Source organism: Paenibacillus sp. J31R34 (assembly GCF_059383715.1).
The window spans coordinates 90,408-113,809 of sequence record NZ_JBXENU010000013.1 but is presented as its reverse complement, the minus strand read 5'-3'; the positions used below and the strand labels follow the sequence as shown (position 1 = coordinate 113,809).

Sequence of the window (23,402 nt, the reverse complement as noted above, 5' to 3'; positions counted from 1 at the left end):
AAAATATAGGAAAGGATATCATTTCGTTATCCTATCTCTATATTTCTCGGAATGAAACGCGCCGCGTCGCCAAGGATGGCGACAGCCGTTTCACCTTGCGTGGACGGTGATCGTCTCGCTCGTCGTTACTCCGGCTGCATTCACAAGCTCAGCCCGATATTCGTAAGCACCAGGCTGCCGGTTAGTCAGCGCTGTTACAGCACTTTGAGCAGCCGGAGCAGCTGCCTTCAGAGACTGGGTGTCGATGAGCTCGTTATTTTCATACAAACGGTATTCCGTCGCGTTCGTTCCCCACCACATGTTCATTGTAATGCTGTATTGGCCATCACCGTCCCAGTTGTTTTGAGACAAGACAGATTTGCCTGGAGACGCATCAGTGACACGTACCGTTAAGATCTCGCTGCGAGTGGTCCCCTTGGCATTGGTAAGCTCAGCGGTGTACGTGTACGTTCCATTGGCCTTGCCGCTTACATGGGTTTGCGCAAACTGGGCAGAGGGTGAGACATCAGGCAGCGTCTGGCTATCGACAAGCTCGCCATTTTCATACAGCTTGTAGCTCGTTCCATTGTCGCCCCACCACATATTCAGGGATATCGTATAATCGCCATCCTGCAATCCGGTATCATAACCGTTGTTGCTCGACAGCACAGGCTTTCCAGGAGCACCAACCGCCAGAGGCTGGCCGGTAATGCTGAAAGAAGCTTGATGGGATGCTTCATTACCAGCAAAATCTTTTACAGAGTAGGCAATCGTATGAGCGCCCAAGCCAAGCTCAGCGCCTGTTGTAGAATAAGGGCTGTTAACAGGCTGGCCGTCCAGCAGCAATTGTTCGCTAGCAATACCAGACAAGGCATCCGAGCTGCTCAGCGCAAAAATAAGCGTATCCGTCTCGGAAGCATCAGCTATCGCGCCCCCAGACTGTGTCAAAATAACGTTTGGTGCAGATTTATCGAGCTTGACCGTTAACGTTTGGACGGCTTCTTTATTGCCAGCTGCATCTGTTGAGAAGAAGGAAATGACAGAGCTTCCTTCCTCACTAATAAGGATTGGGGCTTCATAGGCTTGTATGTCGCTCCCGTTAATAGCGTACTCTGTACGCACAGGAGAGGAGCTGCCTGCATCATCGGTTGCTGTCAAGGTGACTGTGACGTCTTGGTTCAGCCATCCCGCCCCATTCGGCGAAGAGGACAGGGAAGCCGTGGTCTCTGGAGCGGCTGTATCGCCTTGCAGGGTGAAATCGCTAAGCCCGCGTGGCTTTAATTGAAAGACATCTCTGAAAATAGCGGCAACGCCCGTAATGCTAATCTGCTGGCCCTCGGCATAAGGGAATGACGCCAGCGATAGGCCTGTGCGCGTGTCTACGCGGATATGATTGCTGATTCCGGCAGCATCGATTGCATCAAACTCGAATGAACCGGCAGGCGTGGCGCTTGCCAAGTTTTGAATCGTTACATTGGAAAGCTGAACAAGCTGCCCCTGGTTATTAGCCGAAATGCGGTCTGCTGCAACGGGTACCGGCAGCAGCGCTGTGCCGGTTTTTTCGATGGCGATTATATCGGTCAGTTCAAGCTCCGTATTGTATAGAGCAGTAGCGGCGGTCACTTTAATGCGGTCGCCTTGATGGAAGCCGCTTGTGCTTTGAAACACATAAAGGCCGCCCGAATCATCCTGTAAATAAAAAGCTTGTCCGCCAAATGCGCCCGGCTCAGTCGTCACGATGCCTTCAACCGTCACGGTCGAACCGACGGGCTGCGTGCGAGCCTCTGCAATAGGGATTAGAGCTGGAATCGGCCCCTCCTCTTCGGGAAGTGGCTCTGCCGGTACATTGCCTACAGTCACCGCATTTGTAAGCAGATTGCTTCCGTTCAAGCGCAGGCGCAAATTGGCTGCCCCTGACGTGCCGGGTTTAATACGGACGGTCAAATCTTTAAAGGCATGTCCTTTGCTATCCGATGTGACACTAAAAGCTGAGCTGTAGCCGTAGGCAGTCGGCCATGTGCCATTTTCATTTTGAACCATGGCGACCTGTGTGCCTCCGCTCAAATAAATGCCGGCGCTAAAGCCCGATACAGTCGTATTGGCAGGCAAATTGTCGGCGACAACACGAATTTGAAAATCCTGTGCATTCGGAAGCGTTGCCTGCTTGACGAAGCTGTAAGCGGCGTTGGCACTCGTTGTCGGGCCGCCGTACGAGCCAGGCTTGAACGTAGAACGGTCATACCATTTGTAGCCTGCGCTTGGCGCGGACCACGGTTCTGGCTGCGGTTCAGTGGAGGCAGCGGGATTTTCAAAAGGCAGCAATGCCGTAGCGCTGTCCAATTGCAGTCCGTTAACCTCGGCTAGACTCGTGTAGCTTTCTTGCTCTGCGAGCCAATTGATTAAATTTACGAGCAATACGCCATCATCCTGCTCTTTAAAGCCGTCGTAGGTCGTTTTGCGCGCTCCGGTTTCCTCGCGCAAATATTTTGGAGAAGCATCCTCCACCGGAGAAGAGTCCCCGATAAAAGCAGCCTTTCCTGCTCCCAGCTTGGAAACGGCGACATAAGGACCTTCGGCGACGCCGCCTCCGTTATATACGCCCTGATCTACGGCGCTGCCCCAAGCCTGATTCGTTTGCGGCAAGTATACGATGCCTTTAGCTTTGGTCGGATCGGTAATCGCAAGCGTGGAGCCCGCATGCATCGCAACAGCCGATACGCCAGCGGTGATGCCAAAGGCTTGCTCTTGCGGTACAATTTGATTAGCGGTTATATCGCCAAGCGCATTGTAGCGGAAGCGAACGCCGAAATGGTCGGACAGCCAGTCTGAGCTGGTTACGCCCTGCATAGCCTCTGAGCTGCGCTCGTCAGCGCTCATGCCCTGAGTGGGATCTGTCCAGGCGCCCCGGCGGTAGCCGTTCATCGCTTCGGAGCCATCCCAGCGGTTTTTGTTGCGATCGGCATTATAGTGGTCGCCAACGAAGAAAATGCTGCCGCCGCCCTCTACATACTGCGTCATAGCAGCTTGTTCCGTTGCTTTAAATGGGATGTTGGGTTCTGCGATGACGAACACGCTGTAATCTTTTAAATCATTGTAGGTAAACGGGGTTGTTTTGCGAAGCTCTTGAACATAATAGCCATCATTAGCGAGTGCATCGCCAAAGTCAGAGAAGCCGCCGTCAATGACCCAATCTGCTGCACCAGCTGTCTGGGCGTGGGTATTGTCGAATAAAATCTTTTTGCCAGCGTTTTCGTTCACCACTTTAGGCTGGATAAAAGGTGCCGGATCGGTGGGGCCCTCAGCGTGAACCGCTGTCGTGTCGCCCCATAAACCAGCTTGCAGCGGAATAGCGACAGATAGAGCGATAAGCGACTTGATCCATTTGTGTGACAATGATGACTTCCGTTGTGTAAGCTTCATCAATTCCATTCCTCCCATGAATCATTAATCTTAGCGTTCGTCCATATTCTAGCATGTGAACATCTGCTATAGTGATAGGAATTTGTAAAAAATAGTGAAATATTCCTATATAGGGCGTGAATTGGGGAGGATGGACTAGGCGTTTAAGAAGATCGTATATATCTTGCATTCTTACCCTACTCTATAGGGGCAAAATTTGAGATAATTGTAATGAAGCCGCTGTAGATAAGAGTTAAGCGATGTATGGCTCAAGTTTAGCTAGTTAATCAAGTCTATTAAGTATAATAAGTCAATTAAAGGTGACATATAGGAGGAATTAAAATGAGTAATCAAATGCTAAAAAGGCTGCAAACGGTCGAGGGACAGGAGCTGCTTGTCCAAATGTATGGCAAGCAGCAGCTTGTAGAGCAAACTAGCCGGTATCAATCGCTTGTTGAACAATTTCAGGCGTATTTTGGAGAGCAGGAGGTAGGATTGTTTAGCTCCCCAGGAAGATGTGAGATTGGAGGCAACCATACGGATCATAATCACGGCAAGGTTCTAGCGGGAAGCATTACGCTGGATACAATTGGGGCGGCGGTGAAGGTAGACGAGCCTGTTATTACCTTTTTCTCGGAAGGCTATGCAACGAAATATGTGATTGATCTTCGGGATATACAGCCTCGATCTGGAGATGATGGCACGACATCGTTGGTTCGCGGCATTGCAGCTGGATTTATTGAGGCAGGCTTTCAGATAGGCGGCTTCCATGCTTACATATCGAGCAATGTGTTTTCTGCATCGGGGTTAAGCTCATCTGCGTCTTTCGAAATGCTGATCGGTACGATTTTAAACCATTTTTATAATGATGGGGCACTTGATGCCGTCTCCATGTCTAAAATTGGACAATTTGCTGAAAATCGTTATTGGAATAAGCCGTCTGGTCTGCTGGATCAAATGGCCTGCGCCTATGGCGGTTTAATCGCGATTGATTTTGAGACGCCTAAGGAGCCTGTAATCAAGCCCGTTCAATGGGATTTTCAGAAAAATGGCTACTCGCTGGTCATTGTAAATACAGGCGGGAATCATGCCGATTTAACGGAGGATTACGCGGCTGTACCTAATGAGATGTATGCGGTAGCCAAATCGCTAGGAGCATCGGTATGCCGCGATTTGTCGCCAGAGGATATTTACGCTAATTTGAAGGCGGTTAGAGCAGCGGCTGGAGATCGGGCTGTGCTGCGCGCCTTGCATTTCTTTGAGGAAAATGGGCGCGTCGATGAGCAGGTGCTGGCTCTTGAAGAGAATCGGTTCAATGATTTCTTGACGCTCATTACGGCTTCGGGGAATTCATCTTGGAAATGGCTTCAGAACGTTTATCAAAGCGGAGCTATTCAAAATCAGGAGATTGCAATCGCGCTGTCCCTTACCGAAAACTATTTGAAAAAAATCGGCGCTGGTGCATGCCGCATTCATGGCGGAGGATTCGCAGGGGTGATTTTGACCATTATTCCTAACGAGCACGCAGAAGCCTACATGTCATGGATCGGTGGAATGCTGGATACGCCAGTGCTGGTTGTGAATGTTCGTGAGCACGGGGCTGTCTATATTAATAAACTGCTGGATAGCGAAGTTTAAAGTAAGCTTGAAAATCGACCAAGAGGTCATGCAGGATATGCAAGATATGCAGGACATGGAGTAGCACAGCCCCATTTTTAGTAATAAGAAAGCGGAGAATTTTATGTTATCACTGGCCTAACGCTAGAATTTAGCGTTAGGCTTATTCTGTTTTCAAGCTCCTTTTAGCAAGAGCATGGAGATAGCTACAGGCCGGTTCACTGATCAGATTCCTTGCACGATAAAATTGACCAGAAATAACACTGCGATTAAATACAGCGGGAGTGAAATCTTTTTTCTGTTACCAGTGGCAGCGTTAAGAACAATGTAAATGATGAACCCGAAAGCCATGCCGTCTACGATACTGTAGGTTAGTGGAATCAGTGCGATGATAAGAAAGGATGGAAAGCCTTCAGTAAATTCCTTGAAATTGATATGCTGAACACTTGAAATCATCAAACCTCCAACAATGATCAGGATCGGAGAAACAGCACTGTTCGGAATGAGTATAATTAAAGGAATAAAGAACAAGGAAATCAAAAACAATAGGCCGGTAACGATGGATGTTCGTCCAGTTCTGCCTCCTACCGTAATCCCTGCGGCGCTCTCCACCGTTGCTACTGTCGGGCTGCAGGGAAAATGTGCCGGCTTCATCAAAATTTACATCAACCTGACGAAATGCGATGGCGAGCAAAGTACCTGCAGCGATGGTGAAGAGAAAGCTGCCAGGTACATTTCGAATAAACAAAAGCAGCGCTAAAATCAATGTTGCCAGCGTAAGAAGTACCTGCGGATTGCTGAAATCGCCGAGCTCAACGAATGTTTTCGAACTGGCTACAACAATGCCGCCTTTCTGCAGACCGATAAAGGTAAGAAGCAGGCCAATCCCGACCGTTGTAGCTTCCTTCAATGAATCGGGAATGGAGACTGTTAGCCATCTTGCCAGCGGAGTAAACGCAACAAGCGCGAATAACAGACCAGAGACGAAGACGGCACCCAGCGCCTCCTGCCAAGAAAGCCCCATTGTATGAACGATTGTATAAGTAAAAAGAGCATTAATCCCCATACCTGGCACAAGTATAATTGGAGTTTTTGCCCATAACCCCATAATCAGGAAACCGGTAAATGAAGTGAGTACGGTGGCGATAATCCCTGCTTCCAAAGGGATTCCGGCGTCCTGCAATATCGACGCATTGACGGCAATGATGTACACAATGGTGAAAAACGATACGCACCCGGCAAGTATTTCCTTCCTTAGCGACACCACTTCTTTTTTTTGTTTAGTGTGGTTCTCAATCATGTAACATTACCCTTCTTTTTTGTATAGCTCCCGCTAATCAATAGGATGAGACTGAATCTTTGATGTTGACGCGTCCTTCAATAGCAGGTTTGATGTGGCCCATTTTGCGAATATGATTAATGACGAGATCACGCATAATCATCGACGTATCACGCACGTTGGATCCCTTGAGAAAAGCTGTAAATCCGTCGCCGCCTTTGCATGTAAAATCGTCGGAAGCAATTTTGTAGACATGGTCTTCATGAAGCGCTTCGCCTTTAATAGTAGTTTCCAGCACCTGATGTCCGGGATCGGCGGTAAGGTCGACAAGCATCTGGATTCCTGAGTGCTCCAGTACGCCGGCAGTCCTCCTGGCGCTCTGCTCCAGCACCTCTTTAAGTTCGCGGCCAGTCATCTCCATCACAAGGATGTTATTATTAAATGGTACCGCATTAATGACATGTCCTACTGTAATCTCTCCCTGCTCGATATCCGCACGCAATCCCCCCGGAGCCGTGAATACAGCGTCAGCCCCTGTGTACAGACGAACAGCATCCGTAACAAGGTTTCCGAGTAGCGATTCGCCAAAATAATTGCGAGACAAATGCTGTTCGGTATACCCGATTTTTTCATCAATCAGTTCCTTCAGGCGATCGTCCCAATACTGTACTCGTTCCGCAACTTCTGGATCTGGCTCGATTTGGTCGGTATAAATCGGTTCTAAGTGTCCTTCGTAGGACATGATTTTTTTATGTGCTCGATCCACCTGGAGTTTCAAGTAGCCTACAAAGGTGCCCAAACCACGTGTGGAGCAAAGAAGTGTTCCCGTCTCGGAAGCAACATAAGGCTTGAGTATGGCTTTATGCGCGTGTCCCGTTATCATCAGGTCGATGCCTGTGACATTGTTGCACATATGCACATCTTCTTCAAAATCTTTTTCTACATCAACCTCACGATCCGTCGTCGATTGCTCAGCTGGAACTCCTTCGTGAGCAAGCACGATAACCAAATCGACATGCGGTCTGAGAAGATGGACGTACTCTTGCAGAAGTGACTCTTGCTCACGAAATTCAAGGTCCTTTACAAGATCCACTTGAATGGTTTCATAGCCTGCTTTTTTGCCGTGAATGCCGATGATTCCTATCTTCAATCCGCCTTTTTCAATGATTTCATACGGCTTGGCAAACAGAATGTTCGTCCCTTTGTAGAAGATGCTTCCCGACAAAAAAGGGAATTGCGCTTGAGAGATCAATTTTCTTGCATTTGGCACGCCGTGGTCGAACTCATGGTTGCCTATGCATGATGCATCAAAGCCGATGGCGTTATACAAATCGACAGGTGCTTCGCCATTGGTTAAAAAACTGATTGGTGGTCCGGTAATAATATCGCCTGCATCCAGCACCAGAACGTTAGGCTCCGAATTGCGGATTTTGTTGATATAAGCTGCCATATAAGCGGCCCCGCCCATCATCGGACTCCCTTCGATCCACGTCGCCCGCACAGGCTTGTCCTGCGCGTGGAAGTCATTGGTATATACAATTGTCAATGTGTTTATATCTGTCATAAGGGTTTTCCTCCATCCAATAAAAGTTTTATCGCAAACTATTATAAAAAGAAGTTCCGTGGCCTGTCGTCGGAGTCCTGAAGTTTTCGGCAAGCGTTGCGGCCAGATCGGAGAATGTCTCTCGGACACCGACAGTACACGTCTTGTTCAGGCTAGGACTATACAAGAGCAAAGGGACATATTCGCGCGTATGGTCAGTCCCCGGATACGTCGGATCATTGCCGTGATCGGCTGTAATAATCAGTAAATCATCCGTATAAATATTTTCCATAATGGACGGCAGGTGAGCATCGAATTCTTCGAGTGCACGTGCGTAGCCTTTGGGATCGCGCCGATGCCCGTAAAGGGAATCGAAATCAACCAAATTCGTGAACACGAGGCCTTTAAATTCTTTTTTAAGCGTTGCGATCGTTTTCTGGATACCATCAAGATTACTTTTTGTTGGTAACGCTTCCGTTACGCCTTCTCCGGAAAAAATATCATTAATTTTGCCGATGGCGATGACATCAAGCCCAGTATCCTGTATGGCATTCATCAAGGTAGGAGCCGGAGGGGACACAGCGTAATCGTGACGGTTCGGGGTACGCACGAAAGCTCCAGGCACTCCGGTATAGGGGCGGGCAATGATACGGCCTACGCTGAACTCGCTATGCAACGTCAACTCGCGGGCAACTTCACACGCCGCATACAGCTCTTTCAGCGGAATTGTCTCCTCATGGGCTGCGATCTGAAACACGCTGTCTGCCGACGTATAGACAATCCATGCTCCTGTCTGTATTTGTTCCTCGCCCAGCTGGTCTAAAATTTCCGTGCCAGAAGCCGCCTTATTGCCGATTACTTTACGCCCTGTCCGTTGCTCAAAGCGTTCGATTAACTCTTTCGGAAATCCGTTCGGGTATACATTGAACGGTGTCGTCACTTTCAGACCCATAAGCTCCCAGTGTCCGGTCATTGTATCCTTTCCGACCGAAACCTCAGCCATTTTACCGTAGCAGGCGACGGGATTTTCGACCGGTTCAACCCCGCTTATAGTTACGATATTGCCAAGACCCATCTTCTGCATGTTCGGCAGCGAAAAGCCTGGTACAGCCTTGGCGATATGCCCTAATGTATGAGAGCCTCGATCCCCGAAGCTTCCCGCATCCGGCAGTTCTCCTACCCCAACGCTATCAAGCACAATTAAACAAATGCGTTTGAATTTCATGAGAGCCTCCCATGGTTAGATTAAAGTTCCTCAATAATTCCGAGCACAAGCTTCAGGAATTTCGGCTTGACTTGCTCAGCGGCTTCCATCACTTCCTCGTGAGAGAGCGCTTGCTCTAATATCCCTGCTGCTTTATTGGTAATGCATGAAATGCCGAGCACCTCCATGTCCGCATGTCTGGCAACGATGACTTCGGGAATCGTAGACATCCCTACGGCATCTGCCCCCAGGATACGCGCCATCCTTACTTCGGCGGGAGTTTCATATGTCGGTCCCAGATTCCCCATGTAAACGCCTTCTCTAAAAGTAAAATGCTGCCTGTCCGCTACACGGTAAGCTACTTGAATGAGGCGTTTGCTATATGCTTCACTCATATCCGGGAATCGAACGCCCAATTCCTTATCGTTCGGTCCGATAAGTGGATTTTTACCCATATTGTTAATGTGGTCGGAAATCAGCATCAGATCGCCAACCTCAAAAGCTGTATTGACCCCTCCCGCAGCATTGGTCACGATTAATCGATTCACGCCAATTGCTTTCAAAACGCGGACTGGAAGCGTTACCGCTTGCGCTTCATATCCTTCATATAAATGAAAGCGCCCTTTCATCATGACGACTCGTTTGCCGTTAATCAGTCCTGAGACCAGCTCCCCTGCATGACCTTCTACAGTGGACACCGGGAAGTGCGGAATCGATTCATAAGGAATGACTTTCGCATCCTCAATCAAATCCGCTAATATCCCCAAACCGGAGCCAAGAATCAAACCGATCTCCGGATGATAGCCAATCTCCTTCTCAATAAATAATGCCGCTTCTTGAATTTGTTGTTTGATGTCTTTCATCTCACAGCACCCTCTTAATGTTTGAATTGTAAGACTTAAAGTTAAGGTTTATACAGTCATCATAAACCATATCCTTAACTTTGTAAACGCTATTAAATTCAAAATGATAAAAACTAGATGGGTTTCTTCTCTATATTTGAATTTAAAACAGAGATAAAGGATATTAAATTAGGTATCATAGTTTTTTTAGTTTATTATTTCTCATTTTTGATTTTAATTTGTGTTTCGGACAGGCTTCCTTGTTTTGAACTTCTTAATCGACTGATTTCGGTCTGGGAGCGATACTAACAATAGTGTAGAATAGATTTGTAAAAAAGAATCGATTAATGGAGGACTTTCATGTTACAGGAATTTATAGGTTTAATGTCTCCTAAGACGAAAAGTTTAAAAGTTCTTTATTCTTTGGTTCGCAAGCATGGAGGTATCCGCATAAATGAACTAGTAGATCTAAGTGGCTATAAGCATTCCACATGCTCGCGGCTTGTAGAAGAACTGGTACAGACAGGCCTCATTTATGATAGCGGTTTAGGAGAGACCAAAGTCGGACGAAGGCCCGCATTGTATATGATTAAACCTGATTCCCATTATCTAATAGGCGTTGAGATTTCAAGCTTATTTATAGTTGTTCTGCTCCTTGATTTAAATCTACAGGTTTTGGATGAAATAAAATTTAAAGTTAACTCGAACTCCACGCCTGAAATGACTCTAAGCATGGTTAGCGATATTATCGAGCAGATGCTGCTTCGGCATCACGTACCGCAAGAACAGCTGCTTGGCATTGGTGTAGGCGCTATAAGTCCGTTAGATTGGGAACAAGGTGTCATTTTGTTGAATGATTACTTTTCAGAAGGTTTGAATAAATTGAATATTATTGAAGCGTTAGAGCAACGATTTCATACGGTCGTCCTCCTGGACAATGGAGCGAATCTGGCTGCCCTTGGGGAATATCGAAGCAAATACTGGAGAGAAACGGATAATCTTGTGTATACTTCCTCCGGAGTTGGAGTTCGAAGCGGCATCATTTTGCAGGGACAGGTCGTCGGCAGCAGACTTGATATGGACGAATCTTTCGGACACATAACCGTAGATGTTCATGGAAGGAAATGCTCTTGCGGAGCTTACGGTTGCCTTGAAGCCTACAGCAGCTTTCCTGCTGTACGGGAAGAATTGATCCGACGGATTAAGCGCGGTAAAAGCTCCGCTCTTCAAACGATGTCCCTGCAAGCAGACGACATTCAATTCCATCATATATTAGATGCCTTGACGCTGGGAGATCCTTTGTGTACCGATGTTGTAAGGGACGCTGCCTATTATTACGGAATCGGCCTTGCTAATTTGATTCACCTGATTCGTCCGGATATTGTCATTGTTGGAGGAGGATTAGGAGGGAATATTACCTTCTATGAAATGGCTTCGGAAACAGTGCAAGAGCGCATTAAACATTATAAGAACTATCAGGTTCAAATCATCAGAGCATCCTCAGGATATAATGCGGTCGCTGTAGGGGCAGGATGCATGGTATTTGACTATTTTTTAGAAGAAAAAACCATTCATGCGACTCTAGAGACGAATGACCATACTAAGGATATAAAGCAGTAAATCCTCCCGATTCGGGAGGATTTACATGGAGATCATCAAATACTCTTGGCGTTCAAAACGAATAGTTACAAATTCCCTCTATTCGAGACTGCTTGTCTGTTCGATACGGTTGAATTTTTTGTCAAATACCCTGGTGAAAATGAAGGTTGCAGCAGCAATCATAACCATCAGCACTAAGGCTACATTGCTATACAGCGCAGTTTTCGGATTGGATGAGAAATCCAGGATTTTGTTCAACATGTACGGTTGACCGTAAAGCATGGCAATAAGCGCTCCGCCAAGCGAACTGCCAACGTTGAGTACAAGCCTCTCGATGCCGACTCCTGAACCGCGCTGGTGCTCAGGAAGCAACTGTGTATAATTTGTAAGATATCCTGAGAAAAATAAAGCATAGCCGATATTGAATAAGCCCATGCCAACGAATACAAAAACTACTGAATACCCGACCAAAAAAGCAACCATGGTCAAACCAAAAAATATAAACAAGCCGCCAAGCAGTGCAATATTGCGGTAGCCAACCGCTCTAATAATACGGCCGGAATACATTCCGGCAATGAAAGCGGCAATGTTTGTTAACGAATAAAACACACCGATGGTACTGACCGACAGCCCGTAAGCATTACTAACAATAAAGGGAAAAATAAAGCCGAACCCTACCTGTGTTCCATAAAACAAACCACAGACTATAAGAGACCATATAATTCCTTTGACTTTAAATAATTCTGGCTTAATGAACGGATTTTTACTCTTAATTGTATACAATGCGAAAATTGCAATAAATACAATGGCGGAAATTAACAGCATAGGATACTGCATCTTAAATGTCATAAATGTGATCAGCAATGTTGAAATAAGGGTCACTAAAATCATGCCAATGAAATCGAAAGAACCTTTTTTGCTTTCATCTTTAGGTAAATTTTTAATGAGGGTTGGTATGCCAATCAGAGTGAGAAGCGGGAAAAGAAATATATAATTCCAGTGTAAATTCTCTGTTATATAGCCTCCAAAAAAATGGCCGGCCGCAGAGGCGAGCTGGAAAATGGCTGCATTATAGCCGAAATATTTCGCAGCTGTTAATCTGTCGAAATATTTAAGGGCAATAACGACTTGCAGGGCAAGAGGAATCGCAATCGTTAACGCAAATAGTACCCTCGCAGTAATCAATAACGTGAAGCTATGTGGCGAAAAGAAGCCGATCATGGTCACAACAGGGAGAACAAAGCATGAAATTAACATTAATTTTCGGGTACTGACGATATCCGATAAAGCCGAAAATACAATTGAGGCGATACCCAAAAATAATTTACCCAGCGTAACGATTAAGCTGACAGTTGATGGGGTTACCCCAAACTCCTGAGACAGGTTGGGTGTAATTAGATTGAATACGTTTTCATTAAAAACCTGAAAAAATTCGTAGAGCAAAATCCAGGGCATACACTTGATGACTCTTCTCTTTACATCTTCGCTCTGCAAGTTAATCATTCTTTAACCTCCTAGTGCTACGAAACTTGACTCCATTTTATGAAAAGTTCTGTATTTGGACTTTCAATGACTCTACCAATCCTCCTTAGTGCTGTATGGATATCATCGATGATTGTTATCTTAACGAAATAGTTCCTCTTTGTAAATCTATTTATTTTCGTTTTGAGAAAAAAGGACTCTATATTAATCATTATCAAGTTAAAATTAAAAATTCATCTCTAAAATAGCGGAAATCCAGTTATTTCTTTATATTTATTCTCAATTTGAAAATATAACGACGCGGAATCTTTTGGAATTCCTCATTCATATGTACAGCTTGATACGATACTCTAGAAAGACGGCTCATTGCTGTGGATATAAACCCAAGCGATAGCTTTCATGCCTATAAAATGTATAAAAATGCTAAAAAGTTAGAGAAACTCTAAATTAAGGTTCCTTTTTTCGTCAGTTAATATGCGCTTATTCTTGATTTAAAAGCAAAATGCTTAAATAGTCTCAATTGGTTTCAAGGTACATAATCATAACGAAAACACCATCTGGCGTACACACCCACAAAAAAAAGAACCGCACAATAGTACGGTTCTCGATCATTTAAGTATGGCGCGCCCGATACGATTCGAACGTACGACCTGCAGTTTAGGAAACTGTCGCTCTATCCTGCTGAGCTACGGGCGCGCAGCATTGATTATTTTACCATGGAAGGCGTGATCAAGCAACATTGCCTATCTGCCGATCACCTTGTTCAGCCTATCCAGCTCAGGATTCAACATACTGCAGCGCCATTAGCACCACGATTATTAAACCCGCATCTTATTGCGAACAGTCAGCGCTGCCCCGGTCACGACGGCATCCTCTTTGAGCTGACCTTTGGAAAACCTCGGCTCATAGGCGGGGGAGTAGTAAGTGTTTTTCTTCGCAGTATCTGTAGCGGTCTGAAAATACATAGGCTTAGAATTAATTAAAGCACCGCCCAAGATAACAAGCTCCGGGTGAAAAATATTAATCAAATTCGCCAAGCCGACGCCGAAATAGACGGCGGACTGCTGAAACAGCTCCTGCACATACGGATCATCCGCCGACAGGGCTTGCAGCAGCACTTCATAATTCAGCTGCTCGGGTGTGACGGAATAGGCTTTGAGCAGTGAGTCCTGCCCCATCTTCGCATGGGAGCGTGCCTGATGCTCCAGAGCCTGAATCGAAGCGTACGCCTCCAGCGCGCCGTAATTCCCTGCCGGAGACAGCCGTGGCCCATCAGTGTGAATAATCATCTGTCCGATCGAGCCTTCCATATCCATTGTGCCATGGACGATACGGCCGTAGGACATTATCGCGGAGCGCAGGCTGACGCCGGCATGCACGTATAGCGCATGCTCGATGTCTTCATGGCGCAGCGCCCAGCGCTCGCCGAGCAGCGCGGTGTTGGCACCATTTTCGAGAAACGCCGTAAATCCGGTTGCTTCCTCAAACATTTGGCAAATCGGCACCTGCGTCCAGCCCCTAGCGGCAAAATACAGCGGGTCCAAAATCATCCCGCTGCTCCGGTCAAGCGGCCCAACCGCCCCAATGCCAATGCCGAGAATTTGCTCCCGTTCGATCCGGTGATCCCGAAGCAGCGTACGCATCAGCTGCGACGCGTAGTCGACCAGCGCCTGCGGCGTCATCGCCTCATCCATCCGCCAGCGCACGAGTGATTTCTGATTCAGCTGCATATCAAATAAGCCTAGCGTCGAGGAGAAACGCGAAATTTCCAGTCCGAAAATGTACCGGTAACCCGCATGAATCTGGTATAAAATCGGCCGTCGGCCGCCGCTGGAGGGACCAAGACCCGTCTCCTCAATCAACCCCTCCGCCACCAGCTCCTCCAGTACACGCGTGAGCGTACTGCTCGTCAGCTTGTGCCTGTCCAGCAGCTCCGCTTTCGACACGGTGCCCTGCTCGGCGATTTGTGTATAAATAAGCTCTTTATGAGAGGGAACGTCCCGTTCCGCTTTGTACATAACTAATCCCTGCTTACTATAGATAGGATGAAAAAATGAAAGTACCACTCCTCATTATATCGTAATTCATGGACAGTCGCTATGTTCAAGGGTGTCTCAAACATTATTCCAAAAAGAAATTAATTCGATTGAAATCACTCATAAATTAAGCGGATAGTATCGATAAAATGAAATTATGAGTCTTTTTTGGATAAGTTAATACCAAAATGGAATAAAGATGATATAATAGAGAGAAAGCATCACCCCATCAATGGAGGGAACCTCATGGCAAATGGACAAAATAAAAAGCTGGGCATGCTGCTACAGCTGTTTTGGATATTTTTTCGAATTGGGCCTACAACGTTTGGCGGCGGTTACGCAATGATGCCGATGATCGAGCGGGAGACGGTACAGAAGCGGCAGTGGATGGATGAAAAGGAATGGACGCAGCTCATTTCGCTCGCAGGTTCCGCACCCGGCGGAGTAGGTGTCAATGCGGCAGCAATGGTCGGCTATCGGCAGGCGGGCGCAGCAGGGGCGGTTATTGCCATTGTCGGCATCACGCTTCCTACGCTGCTGCTCGTTTTGCTGCTTGGTTTGTTTATGCGCGTCTTTGGCGATCATCCGAAGCTGGTTGCGGCGCTTAAGGGGATAAATGGAGCGGTCATTGCCTTAATGGTAATGGCAGCTTACCGCATGGCGCGTGCGGCGCTGTTTGATATTGCTACGACATTCGTAGCGGTTGTGACGCTGGCCGTGCTGCTGTTTACTGCGATTAATCCGATATACGTTGTCATGGCGGGGCTGCTTGGAGGCATCTTATTCACGAAGGGTAAGGAGCTGCTGGGGATGAAGGTGCTGACCGAGAAAGCTTCCGTCCGCAGAAGCAGCAGCGAAATTGAATATTACATTTAGACGGGAAATGGAGAGGGGGTACGGAGCATGCTGGGAGAACTGTTTATTGTTTTTTTGAAAATAGGTTGTGTCTCGTTTGGAGGGGGCTACGCGGTTATTCCGATTATTCAATACGAGGCTCTATCCCGAGGCTGGATGACGCAAGGGGAATTTCAGCAGGCCGTCTCCCTTGCCGGGATGGCGCCGGGTTCGATTGCAACAAATGCCGCGACGCTGCTCGGTTATCAGTCCGCCGGCATCACAGGCGCGATCATATCGACTGCTGGCATGGTGCTGCCGTCGCTGGTGCTCATGATTGTGGTATCAGCGTTCATTCTCCGCCTCCAAAATAATAAATGGTTGTCGGCCTCTTTTTACGGTTTAAAGCCGATGATTACCGGCCTAATGGTCTATGCGGCCATTCATTTCGGATATCCGAATGATGGTGCGATGCTGAGCTGGCCGTTCGCGGGAATGCTGCTCATCGTTGCAGGCAGCTTGTATTTACTGATGCGCTACAAGCTGCATCCGTTTATCATCATTGCTGGAGCAGGAGCGGTTGGCATTATTTTATTTTAAAATAAAAGCATTTATAAGTATCACCCTTATAATGGGCTCATATTTCACCCATGAATCATCAGCTTTGCCTCCAGAGGACGGCGGCAGCCGTTTCACCTTGAAATATAGGAAAGGATATCGTAACGTTATCCATTCACTATATTTCTCGGAATGAAACGCGCTGCGACGCCAATGGATGGCACCAGCCGTTTCACCTTGGCGTGCGCTGTCGAAGGCTGCGCAACGAAAAGGCTGTTCATTCGCTTGCCAAAAGAACATTATATTCAGGCTTAAAGCTGTATGAAGTCGATTAAAGCCGCTTGCTTCGGGAGCTTGCTGTAAGCAGCAATTTTCCGAAACAAGCGGCTTTTGGTTTTCCTTCGGATCGTGGATTCAACAGCATTCGAGGAGGATAATGTTCCATGTGGAACATATTGTCGAACCTCTATAAAGAATTTCACTAAAAAATGAATAAAAAAATAATTCGAAAGACCTACAAATTTGCCTGTTTTTTACCGAAATATAATTAAACAACTTGAATAGACAGTGAGGGATACTACTATGAATACAGTTCAAGCTATGCTCCACGTGATGCCTTACATCCAGAAAATGATGCGGGAGAGTGCAAGTCTGACTCTATATGACCGCACTCATATGCTCTATTATTTGCCTATGCCGGATGTGGATATGGGGTTCAAATCAGGCGACCTGCTTAATGAAGGCTTTAAGAACTTCGTCGCGCTTAAGAACGGCAGGGAGGAAAGCATTACCCATATACCTGAGGAAGCGTTTGGAATTGCGATGGATGTTGTAAACATACCCATTAAAAATGAAAATGGCGAGGTAGAAGCTGTATTTTGCGTAGCTTATAATTTAACGAGTCAGAATGAACTGGAGCATCTTGTACGGGAAAGCCACTCCATTACGGAGCATCTGGTGCAGATGGTGCAGCAAATGGCAGCCCATTCCGAGGAGTTGCATGCGGCGAGCGAGCAGATTTCGGAAAATTCAAAAACAACAGCGGAAAACTCGAAGCAAATCACCAAGGTTGCAGGCTTTATTAAAGAGGTATCCGAGCAGACAAATATGCTAGGGCTTAATGCGGCAATTGAAGCAGCGCGCGCAGGCGAAGCAGGAGCAGGCTTTGGTGTTGTGGCCACCGAGGTGCGGAAGCTGTCTGTTGACTCCAAAAAAGCGACAGTTGAAATTGAAAAGGCGCTTGGCGACATCCAAACGTCGATTAAAGGCATGGAGCGCGAAATTTCGCAAATTGTGGCTTCATCCGAGGAGCAGGCTTCCATGGTTAGCGCTTTTACGAGTGTAATCGAGCGTCTGCAGAGCTCAAGCCAATCGATGAAAGACATTGCGGATCAGATGATTTCCTACAATCTGACGGAATCCTGAGTTCAACGCCAGACATTAGGTTTGAGATAAATGCGTGCAGCATCTTAAAAGCGTGAGAAGCCTTGCCCCATGACGATAATCGTCAGGCGGTAAGGCTTTTTTTAAAAGAATATAGGCGCTGTATTTAGGATTTACCTATAGGTTTGCCTCTATGCTATGCGAATCGCATAAGGAAGCCGTACCGATAGCCGCGGTCCTCCTACTAATGTCAGCTTTCATTTACAAAAAAAGATGTAATACGACAAAATCGCGGTTGATAAATCGACATTGCTTGTCGGGAAAATAAAAAGGACTTTCCCAAATGAAGAAATGAACAGCAGCAACCATTCATGAATGTCCACTTTACCAATATGTTGCTGTTTTGGTTAATCATCAAAAATCAAAAAATGGGTAATATGGACTACTATTTTGGAAGCTAATCCTGATTTTGTCGAAAGTTGCCTGAAAATTATAGGTGATTGTCGACACGTTTTTACAAACAGCCCACCGGAATAAGCGTATAATAAAATAAAATTGCCACACGAGCGCTATATTTAAGGAGTGGGCCACGAAGCGAGCTATGGACAAAATAATTCTACTCGATCAATTGCAATCGCTAAGGCTAAAGCTCCATGAGATAGCCGAAGCACGAGGTAGTCTGACAGACCCTGACGTTCTTGCGATTAGCGAGGAGGCAGATCAATTAATCGTTGCCCTTCAACAGATGCAGCGTGATGAAATGATTGGTTCTTCCATGCGCCGTAAAAACGACTAGTCAATTATATATTTTTCCGTCGCAGCTTCCTGAAGAACTGGGTAAGCATTGTGGCGCATTCTTGTTGCAATACGCCGCTAGTCAGTTCCGTTTCGTGGTTGAAACGCGGCTCCTGCAGCAAATTCATTAGCGTGCCTGCGCATCCTGCTTTGGGATCGCCGGTTCCATATACGACACGCTTTACTCTTGATTGCACGATAGCCCCAGCACACATTGGACAAGGCTCCAATGTTACATACAAGGTACAGTCGAGCAGCCGCCAAGCGTCTAGCTCCTTGCAGGCATCGCGAATGGCGACCATTTCAGCATGGGCAGTAGGGTCGTGCTGCGTTTCCCGCAGATTGTAGCCTCTTCCAATAATTTCACGATCCTTAACAACAATAGCTCCTATGGGAACCTCACCAATTCGCTCGGCTTTTCTGGCTTCCTCAATAGCCTGTTGCATCCAAAATTCATCTTCCTTTTCTCTCAGCATGATGAAATCCCTCCTATATCTGTAAAATCAATAGCATTTATTCAGCGAACAAATATTCTGTTGTTAACATGTGGTGGATAACATTGGGGATAACTTTCTAGTTATACACCTTTTTATGCACAAAATATTCGACCTATATGTGCATAAGTAGGGCTTATTGTTTATAGAATGTGGATAAGTCGTTCGAATTTACGACGATAAAGGTGGTCTTCGTAGTGCCATTCAAACTCAAGCTCTGTTTACTTATTGCGATAGCATTCTTCTCCATGTTTGTCACCCTACTCATTGTGGACCAATATTCAATGTTTCGCAATATGCACAAAAATCTTGGCAGCATGCTGAGCAAAGCATCTGTACAGCTCGCCGAAACGCTATCTTTATCAGATAGCCAGGTGGCTGAGGGCACACCTCTTGAGGCAGGGACGGAGGAGCAATTTCACAGCATGATTGAAAACTGGAAGCGGTGGGACGCCCGCATTTTGGATATCACGATATTACGGCCGCGGGATCATGAGGAGCAGGTTGCGAGCGTAGCTAGCTATGATCTTATTTATGGCGAGCGGGGCCATTATGAGGCCGAGCTTGAACAAGAGCTGATAAATCAGACAGCCAGGGATCACCTTTTTCGGGTCAATGAATTTGAAACGGACGGGGTAGCTTATTTAAAGAGCTACTACACCAATGAAAATATGCAGCCTGCCGTTATTCGCATCGTCTATAGCTACGAATACTTTCATGATCGGGCTGCGTACAAGGTGAGGGATTGGCTGAAGTATGCCGGCATTTTTATGTTATTTATCCTTTTGGGCAGTTATTTGCTGTCGGGTATGCTGCTCCGTCCGCTTAAATCGATTTTGTGGAAGGTCAATGAAGTATCTCACGGCCGTTTTGATTCATTCATTAAAGTGAGAAGCAGGGATGAATTTGGTCTGCTTGCAGTGAAAATAAACGCGATGTCGCAAAATCTCAGCATTTATATGGACAAGCTGCGCAAGGCTTTTGAAGAAAACCGCCGGATGAAAAATTATTTGCAATCCTTCATTAATCATACGAGTGATGCGATCCATGTGGTCGATTTGCAGGGAATCATTATTCAAGTAAATCAAGCCTTCGAGCAGCTGTATGGGTATACAGCGGAAGAGGCGCTTGGTTGTTCGCTCGTGCTCACGCCGGAAAGCCACCGGGGAGAAATGAAGCTGATCATTGCCTCGCTCCTTGCGGGCAAGGTGCTTCCTGCGCAGGAGACAAAGCGTTTAACGAAACTGGGTGAAGTCATCCCTGTCAGCGTTACAATATCCCCGATTCGAGACAGTGCAGGCGAGGTGAAGGCCTTCGCGAGCATTACCCGCGACATGAGGAGCCGCAACAAGATGGAGGAGCTGCTGCGCCGCTCCGAGAAGCTGACGACGGTAGGGCAGCTTGCGGCTGGCGTTGCCCATGAAATTCGCAATCCGCTGACGACGCTTCGGGGATTTCTCCAGCTTCAACTGAAAAATCAAACGGGCAATGCTCAGCATACAAGCTTGATGCTGTCGGAGCTGGATCGCATTAACCTGATCGTCAGCGAATTTTTGATTTTGGCAAAGCCTCAGGCAACACAGTTTACCGTAAAGGATGTTAAGCAGGTGCTGCGCGATGTGCTGCTGTTTCTGGACAGCGAGGCACATCTGCATAATGCGGAGTTTCTGACCGTTTTCACCGAAGAGTCCTGCGAGATTTCCTGTGAGGAAAATCAGCTCAAGCAAGTATTCATTAATGTACTGAAAAATGCAATCGAAGCGATGCCGAGCGGCGGTCCGATATACATACGCTTGAAACGCAATATAAGCCACATTACCATAGAAATAGCTGATGAAGGCATCGGTATTCCGGAGGAAATGATCCCACAAATCGGAAGCCCATTCCTCACGGGCAAAGAGAGCGGCACCGGACTTGGCATGATGGTCAGCCAGCGCATTATCCAGAGCCATCAAGGCATGATTGATATTCAAAGCCAAGTGAATGCCGGAACAACGGTGACCATTACGCTTCCCACTTTGAAAGAAGGGGGCGACGGAGGTATACTAGTAGAAAAAGCAGGCGCTGCAGGTTTATATGGATAGCAGATTGAGCGGCATACTTGGATGAGGTGAGTGCAGTTGAGGATTAATAAATTTATTAGTGAAACCGGTTATTGCTCGCGTCGGGAAGCGGACAAGCTGGTAGAAGGCGGACGGGTGACGATTAATGGCAGCCCAGCGCTTCTGGGCAGCCAAGCGGAGCACGGCGATGATGTGCGTATTGACGGCAATCGAATTGGAGAGCATAAGGGCCATGTATATATTGCTCTAAACAAGCCCGCAGGCATCACTTGTACGACCGAGCTGCATATTGAGGGCAACATTGTTGATTATGTGCGCCATCAGGAGCGGATTTTTCCTATTGGCAGACTCGATAAAGATTCTGAAGGGCTTATTCTCATGACGAATGACGGAGATGTTGTGAATCCGATTTTGCGTTCGGAGGGCAAGCATGAGAAGGAATATATTGTGACGGTAGATCGTCCGATCAGCGAATCGTTTGTCATTGGCATGTCCGAGGGCGTCAAAATTTTGGGCAGCATGACGCTGCCCTGTAAAGTGACGCGCAGTGCGGAGCGCGTGTTCCGCATTGTATTAACCGAGGGGCGCAACCGCCAAATTCGCAGAATGTGCGAAGCCTTCGGCTACCATGTGCGGAAGCTTCAGCGTGTCCGCATTATGAACATTCAACTAGGCGAGCTGCCTATTGGCAAGTGGAGAGACTTGACGGAGCTGGAGAAAGCGCAGCTGTTTGATCTGCTGGATTATACGCCATCAGCACCGACAAGCTGAGCAGGAACTGAAATAAGGGGAGGGGCAGTCGATGAAGCGGCTGCCCTTTTTATTTGAAGAAACGGGCAGAATATTTTGAATCGAATTTGCCCGAATTCCTATTTTTTAAAATAGATGGCCTTAGCCGAATTGTCAGATGGTTTTAAGTAAACCACGAGCTGTGATTATAATGGGGAACGTAAAGCTTCTTCAATTAAGAATTCACCGTTTCTAATAAAGATTGCTTTATTTTTAACATGCTCATTATCGATGGATTGAATAAGGACATTAGCAACATCCTGACGCGTAATTAGATAGTCACTTGGAGGGAAGTTCAATGCTAAGGAGGCTTCTATTTTTCCAGTCGGCATATCATTAGACATTGGACCTGGATGAATGGTTGTATACGTAAGGGATGATTGTTTTAAATAATGATCGGCTACGTGCTTAGCTATGGCATAAGGCTTAATCCCGTCTGTATCCACATCAGGCTTGGCGCTATGTGTAGCACTTAATAGAATAAATTGCTTAACCTTATACTGCTCTCCAAACTGGATGGCTTTAATAGCACCCCATAAATCAACTACTATCGTTTTATCGGCCCCCGTGTGACCCCCAGAGCCTGCTGCAAAGATTACAGTGTCCACATCTTCAAAGGCATGCGAAAAATCCGCTTCTAAATCACCAACTACAACGGTCTTTGCCCCTAATAACTGCAGTTCATTGATCTGTGACTCATTACGAATCATTGCAACCGTGTCATGCTCGGTTTCATTTAACTGTTCAATTACATGCTTGCCTACCTGACCATTTGCGCCAATAACTAAAGTTTTCATAACGACCCTCCAATAAGTTTAATGCATGCACATGCATTATTTCATGGGATAGCTGCTTTGTCAAACAGGGGAACAGAAGGGCAAGGATTTCTCTGCTACTGGTTTAGCTATAGAAAAAACGTTATAATACTTGATATATAAGAATGAAAGCTTAAGCTCGCATCTCTCATGCTCAATAGATTATGAATATGCGAATGACTATATTCTATGGAATAGAACAGGTGAAACTTGTATGAATGACAACACCAATAACAAACTTCTAGATAATTGGCTCGCTCTTACCAGCTTACAGGCGAACATAAATAATGAATTAGAAAATGTTTTACAGGAGAAATACAGCTTAACCTTAAAGGAGTTTTATGTTCTCTATTTCTTATCTCAAACCAGCGAGAAAAAATTAAGATTACTGCAATTGCAAGAAATGGTCGGCTTAAGTCAAAGTGCGATATCAAGGCTGGTTGGCCGAATGGAAGCCAAAAATTGTGGTGCCCTGCAACGACATGTTTGCGAAGATGATCGCAGAGGGGTTTACACCTGTTTAACTGAGCTTGGTGAAGACAAATTTAAAAGAGCGCTGGTTACTTTTAATGAATTTTTTGCTCAATCTACTTCTCTAAGGGATGCCCTCCAGCAAGAACTGCAGTCTTTAAACAAAAAATGGTGATCGCCTTGCCCAGAAAGGTTCTTCTGGGTATTTTCATATAGCCCT

Annotated in this window: 17 protein-coding genes, 1 tRNA gene and 1 pseudogene; 9 read left to right on the top strand and 10 right to left on the bottom strand. The window is 46.4% G+C overall.

What is annotated here, in order from left to right:
- Positions 1–90: 90 nt before the first annotated feature.
- Entirely contained in the window at positions 91–3,399 is a 3,309-nt protein-coding gene (locus tag AC50YG_RS27800) for an OmpL47-type beta-barrel domain-containing protein (RefSeq protein WP_494831687.1), read from the bottom strand.
- A 321-nt stretch (positions 3,400–3,720) separates the two neighbouring features.
- Between AC50YG_RS27800 and AC50YG_RS27795 the strand changes: the two genes are divergently transcribed.
- The gene (locus AC50YG_RS27795; RefSeq protein WP_494831685.1) at positions 3,721–5,016 is read left to right on the top strand and encodes a galactokinase; all 1,296 of its coding nucleotides are present in this window, start codon (positions 3,721–3,723) and stop codon (positions 5,014–5,016) included.
- Between the two features lie 204 nt (positions 5,017–5,220).
- Here the strand turns inward: AC50YG_RS27795 and AC50YG_RS27790 are convergent.
- The 4 genes and pseudogenes from AC50YG_RS27790 to AC50YG_RS27775 all read right to left on the bottom strand — a co-directional run bounded on the left by AC50YG_RS27790 (position 5,221) and on the right by AC50YG_RS27775 (position 9,884).
- A pseudogene (locus AC50YG_RS27790) lies at positions 5,221–6,295 on the bottom strand (NCS2 family permease).
- Positions 6,296–6,332: 37 nt separating this feature from the next.
- Entirely contained in the window at positions 6,333–7,838 is a 1,506-nt protein-coding gene (locus AC50YG_RS27785; protein WP_494831683.1) for a bifunctional metallophosphatase/5'-nucleotidase, read from the bottom strand.
- 28 nt (positions 7,839–7,866) lie between these two features.
- The gene (gene deoB / locus AC50YG_RS27780; RefSeq protein WP_494831681.1) at positions 7,867–9,042 is read right to left on the bottom strand and encodes a phosphopentomutase; all 1,176 of its coding nucleotides are present in this window, start codon (positions 9,040–9,042) and stop codon (positions 7,867–7,869) included.
- 20 nt (positions 9,043–9,062) lie between these two features.
- Positions 9,063–9,884: a purine-nucleoside phosphorylase gene (locus AC50YG_RS27775; protein ID WP_494831679.1), complete on the bottom strand. Its 822-nt coding sequence runs from the start codon at positions 9,882–9,884 to the stop codon at positions 9,063–9,065.
- A gap of 339 nt (positions 9,885–10,223) precedes the next feature.
- Here AC50YG_RS27775 and AC50YG_RS27770 point away from each other — a divergent pair, with 339 nt between their 5' ends.
- The gene (locus AC50YG_RS27770; RefSeq protein WP_494831677.1) at positions 10,224–11,483 is read left to right on the top strand and encodes an ROK family transcriptional regulator; all 1,260 of its coding nucleotides are present in this window, start codon (positions 10,224–10,226) and stop codon (positions 11,481–11,483) included.
- 78 nt (positions 11,484–11,561) lie between these two features.
- Here AC50YG_RS27770 and AC50YG_RS27765 read toward each other — a convergent pair whose 3' ends face one another.
- The 3 genes from AC50YG_RS27765 to AC50YG_RS27755 all read right to left on the bottom strand — a co-directional run bounded on the left by AC50YG_RS27765 (position 11,562) and on the right by AC50YG_RS27755 (position 14,962).
- Positions 11,562–12,965 carry an MFS transporter gene (locus AC50YG_RS27765; protein ID WP_494831675.1) on the bottom strand — a complete coding sequence of 468 codons (1,404 nt, stop codon included), beginning with the start codon at positions 12,963–12,965 and terminating at the stop codon, positions 11,562–11,564.
- Positions 12,966–13,563: 598 nt separating this feature from the next.
- Positions 13,564–13,640: transfer RNA gene (locus AC50YG_RS27760), tRNA-Arg, on the bottom strand.
- 122 nt (positions 13,641–13,762) lie between these two features.
- The gene (locus AC50YG_RS27755) at positions 13,763–14,962 is read right to left on the bottom strand and encodes an ROK family transcriptional regulator (RefSeq protein ID WP_494831673.1); all 1,200 of its coding nucleotides are present in this window, start codon (positions 14,960–14,962) and stop codon (positions 13,763–13,765) included.
- 264 nt (positions 14,963–15,226) lie between these two features.
- Here AC50YG_RS27755 and AC50YG_RS27750 point away from each other — a divergent pair, with 264 nt between their 5' ends.
- The 4 genes from AC50YG_RS27750 to AC50YG_RS27735 all read left to right on the top strand — a co-directional run bounded on the left by AC50YG_RS27750 (position 15,227) and on the right by AC50YG_RS27735 (position 18,551).
- Positions 15,227–15,856, top strand: coding sequence for a chromate transporter (locus AC50YG_RS27750; RefSeq protein WP_473758648.1), 630 nt, complete (start codon positions 15,227–15,229; stop codon positions 15,854–15,856).
- 27 nt (positions 15,857–15,883) lie between these two features.
- Positions 15,884–16,414 carry a chromate transporter gene (locus AC50YG_RS27745; RefSeq protein WP_473758649.1) on the top strand — a complete coding sequence of 177 codons (531 nt, stop codon included), beginning with the start codon at positions 15,884–15,886 and terminating at the stop codon, positions 16,412–16,414.
- A gap of 540 nt (positions 16,415–16,954) precedes the next feature.
- Positions 16,955–17,797, top strand: coding sequence for a methyl-accepting chemotaxis protein (locus AC50YG_RS27740; RefSeq protein ID WP_473758650.1), 843 nt, complete (start codon positions 16,955–16,957; stop codon positions 17,795–17,797).
- Positions 17,798–18,356: 559 nt separating this feature from the next.
- Positions 18,357–18,551 (top strand): aspartyl-phosphate phosphatase Spo0E family protein, encoded by a 195-nt coding sequence (locus AC50YG_RS27735; protein WP_046229618.1) that lies wholly within the window; start codon positions 18,357–18,359, stop codon positions 18,549–18,551.
- Between the two features lie 4 nt (positions 18,552–18,555).
- Here the strand turns inward: AC50YG_RS27735 and tadA are convergent, their stop codons facing one another.
- Complete coding sequence (tadA, locus tag AC50YG_RS27730) at positions 18,556–19,026, bottom strand: tRNA adenosine(34) deaminase TadA (RefSeq protein WP_341280413.1); 471 nt, start codon at positions 19,024–19,026, stop codon at positions 18,556–18,558.
- A 215-nt stretch (positions 19,027–19,241) separates the two neighbouring features.
- On the opposite strand from tadA, the gene AC50YG_RS27725 reads away from it, so the two are divergent.
- A complete protein-coding gene (locus AC50YG_RS27725) occupies positions 19,242–21,128 on the top strand; it encodes an ATP-binding protein (RefSeq protein ID WP_494831669.1) in 1,887 nt (628 codons plus the stop codon).
- 36 nt (positions 21,129–21,164) lie between these two features.
- Entirely contained in the window at positions 21,165–21,878 is a 714-nt protein-coding gene (gene rluF, locus AC50YG_RS27720; RefSeq protein WP_494831667.1) for a 23S rRNA pseudouridine(2604) synthase RluF, read from the top strand.
- 164 nt (positions 21,879–22,042) lie between these two features.
- Here the strand turns inward: rluF and AC50YG_RS27715 are convergent, their stop codons facing one another.
- Entirely contained in the window at positions 22,043–22,693 is a 651-nt protein-coding gene (locus AC50YG_RS27715; RefSeq protein ID WP_494831665.1) for an SDR family oxidoreductase, read from the bottom strand.
- Positions 22,694–22,925: 232 nt separating this feature from the next.
- Between AC50YG_RS27715 and AC50YG_RS27710 the strand changes: the two genes are divergently transcribed.
- Positions 22,926–23,357, top strand: a complete 432-nt coding sequence (locus AC50YG_RS27710; RefSeq protein ID WP_494831663.1) for a MarR family winged helix-turn-helix transcriptional regulator — start codon at positions 22,926–22,928, stop codon at positions 23,355–23,357.
- Positions 23,358–23,402: the final 45 nt, after the last annotated feature.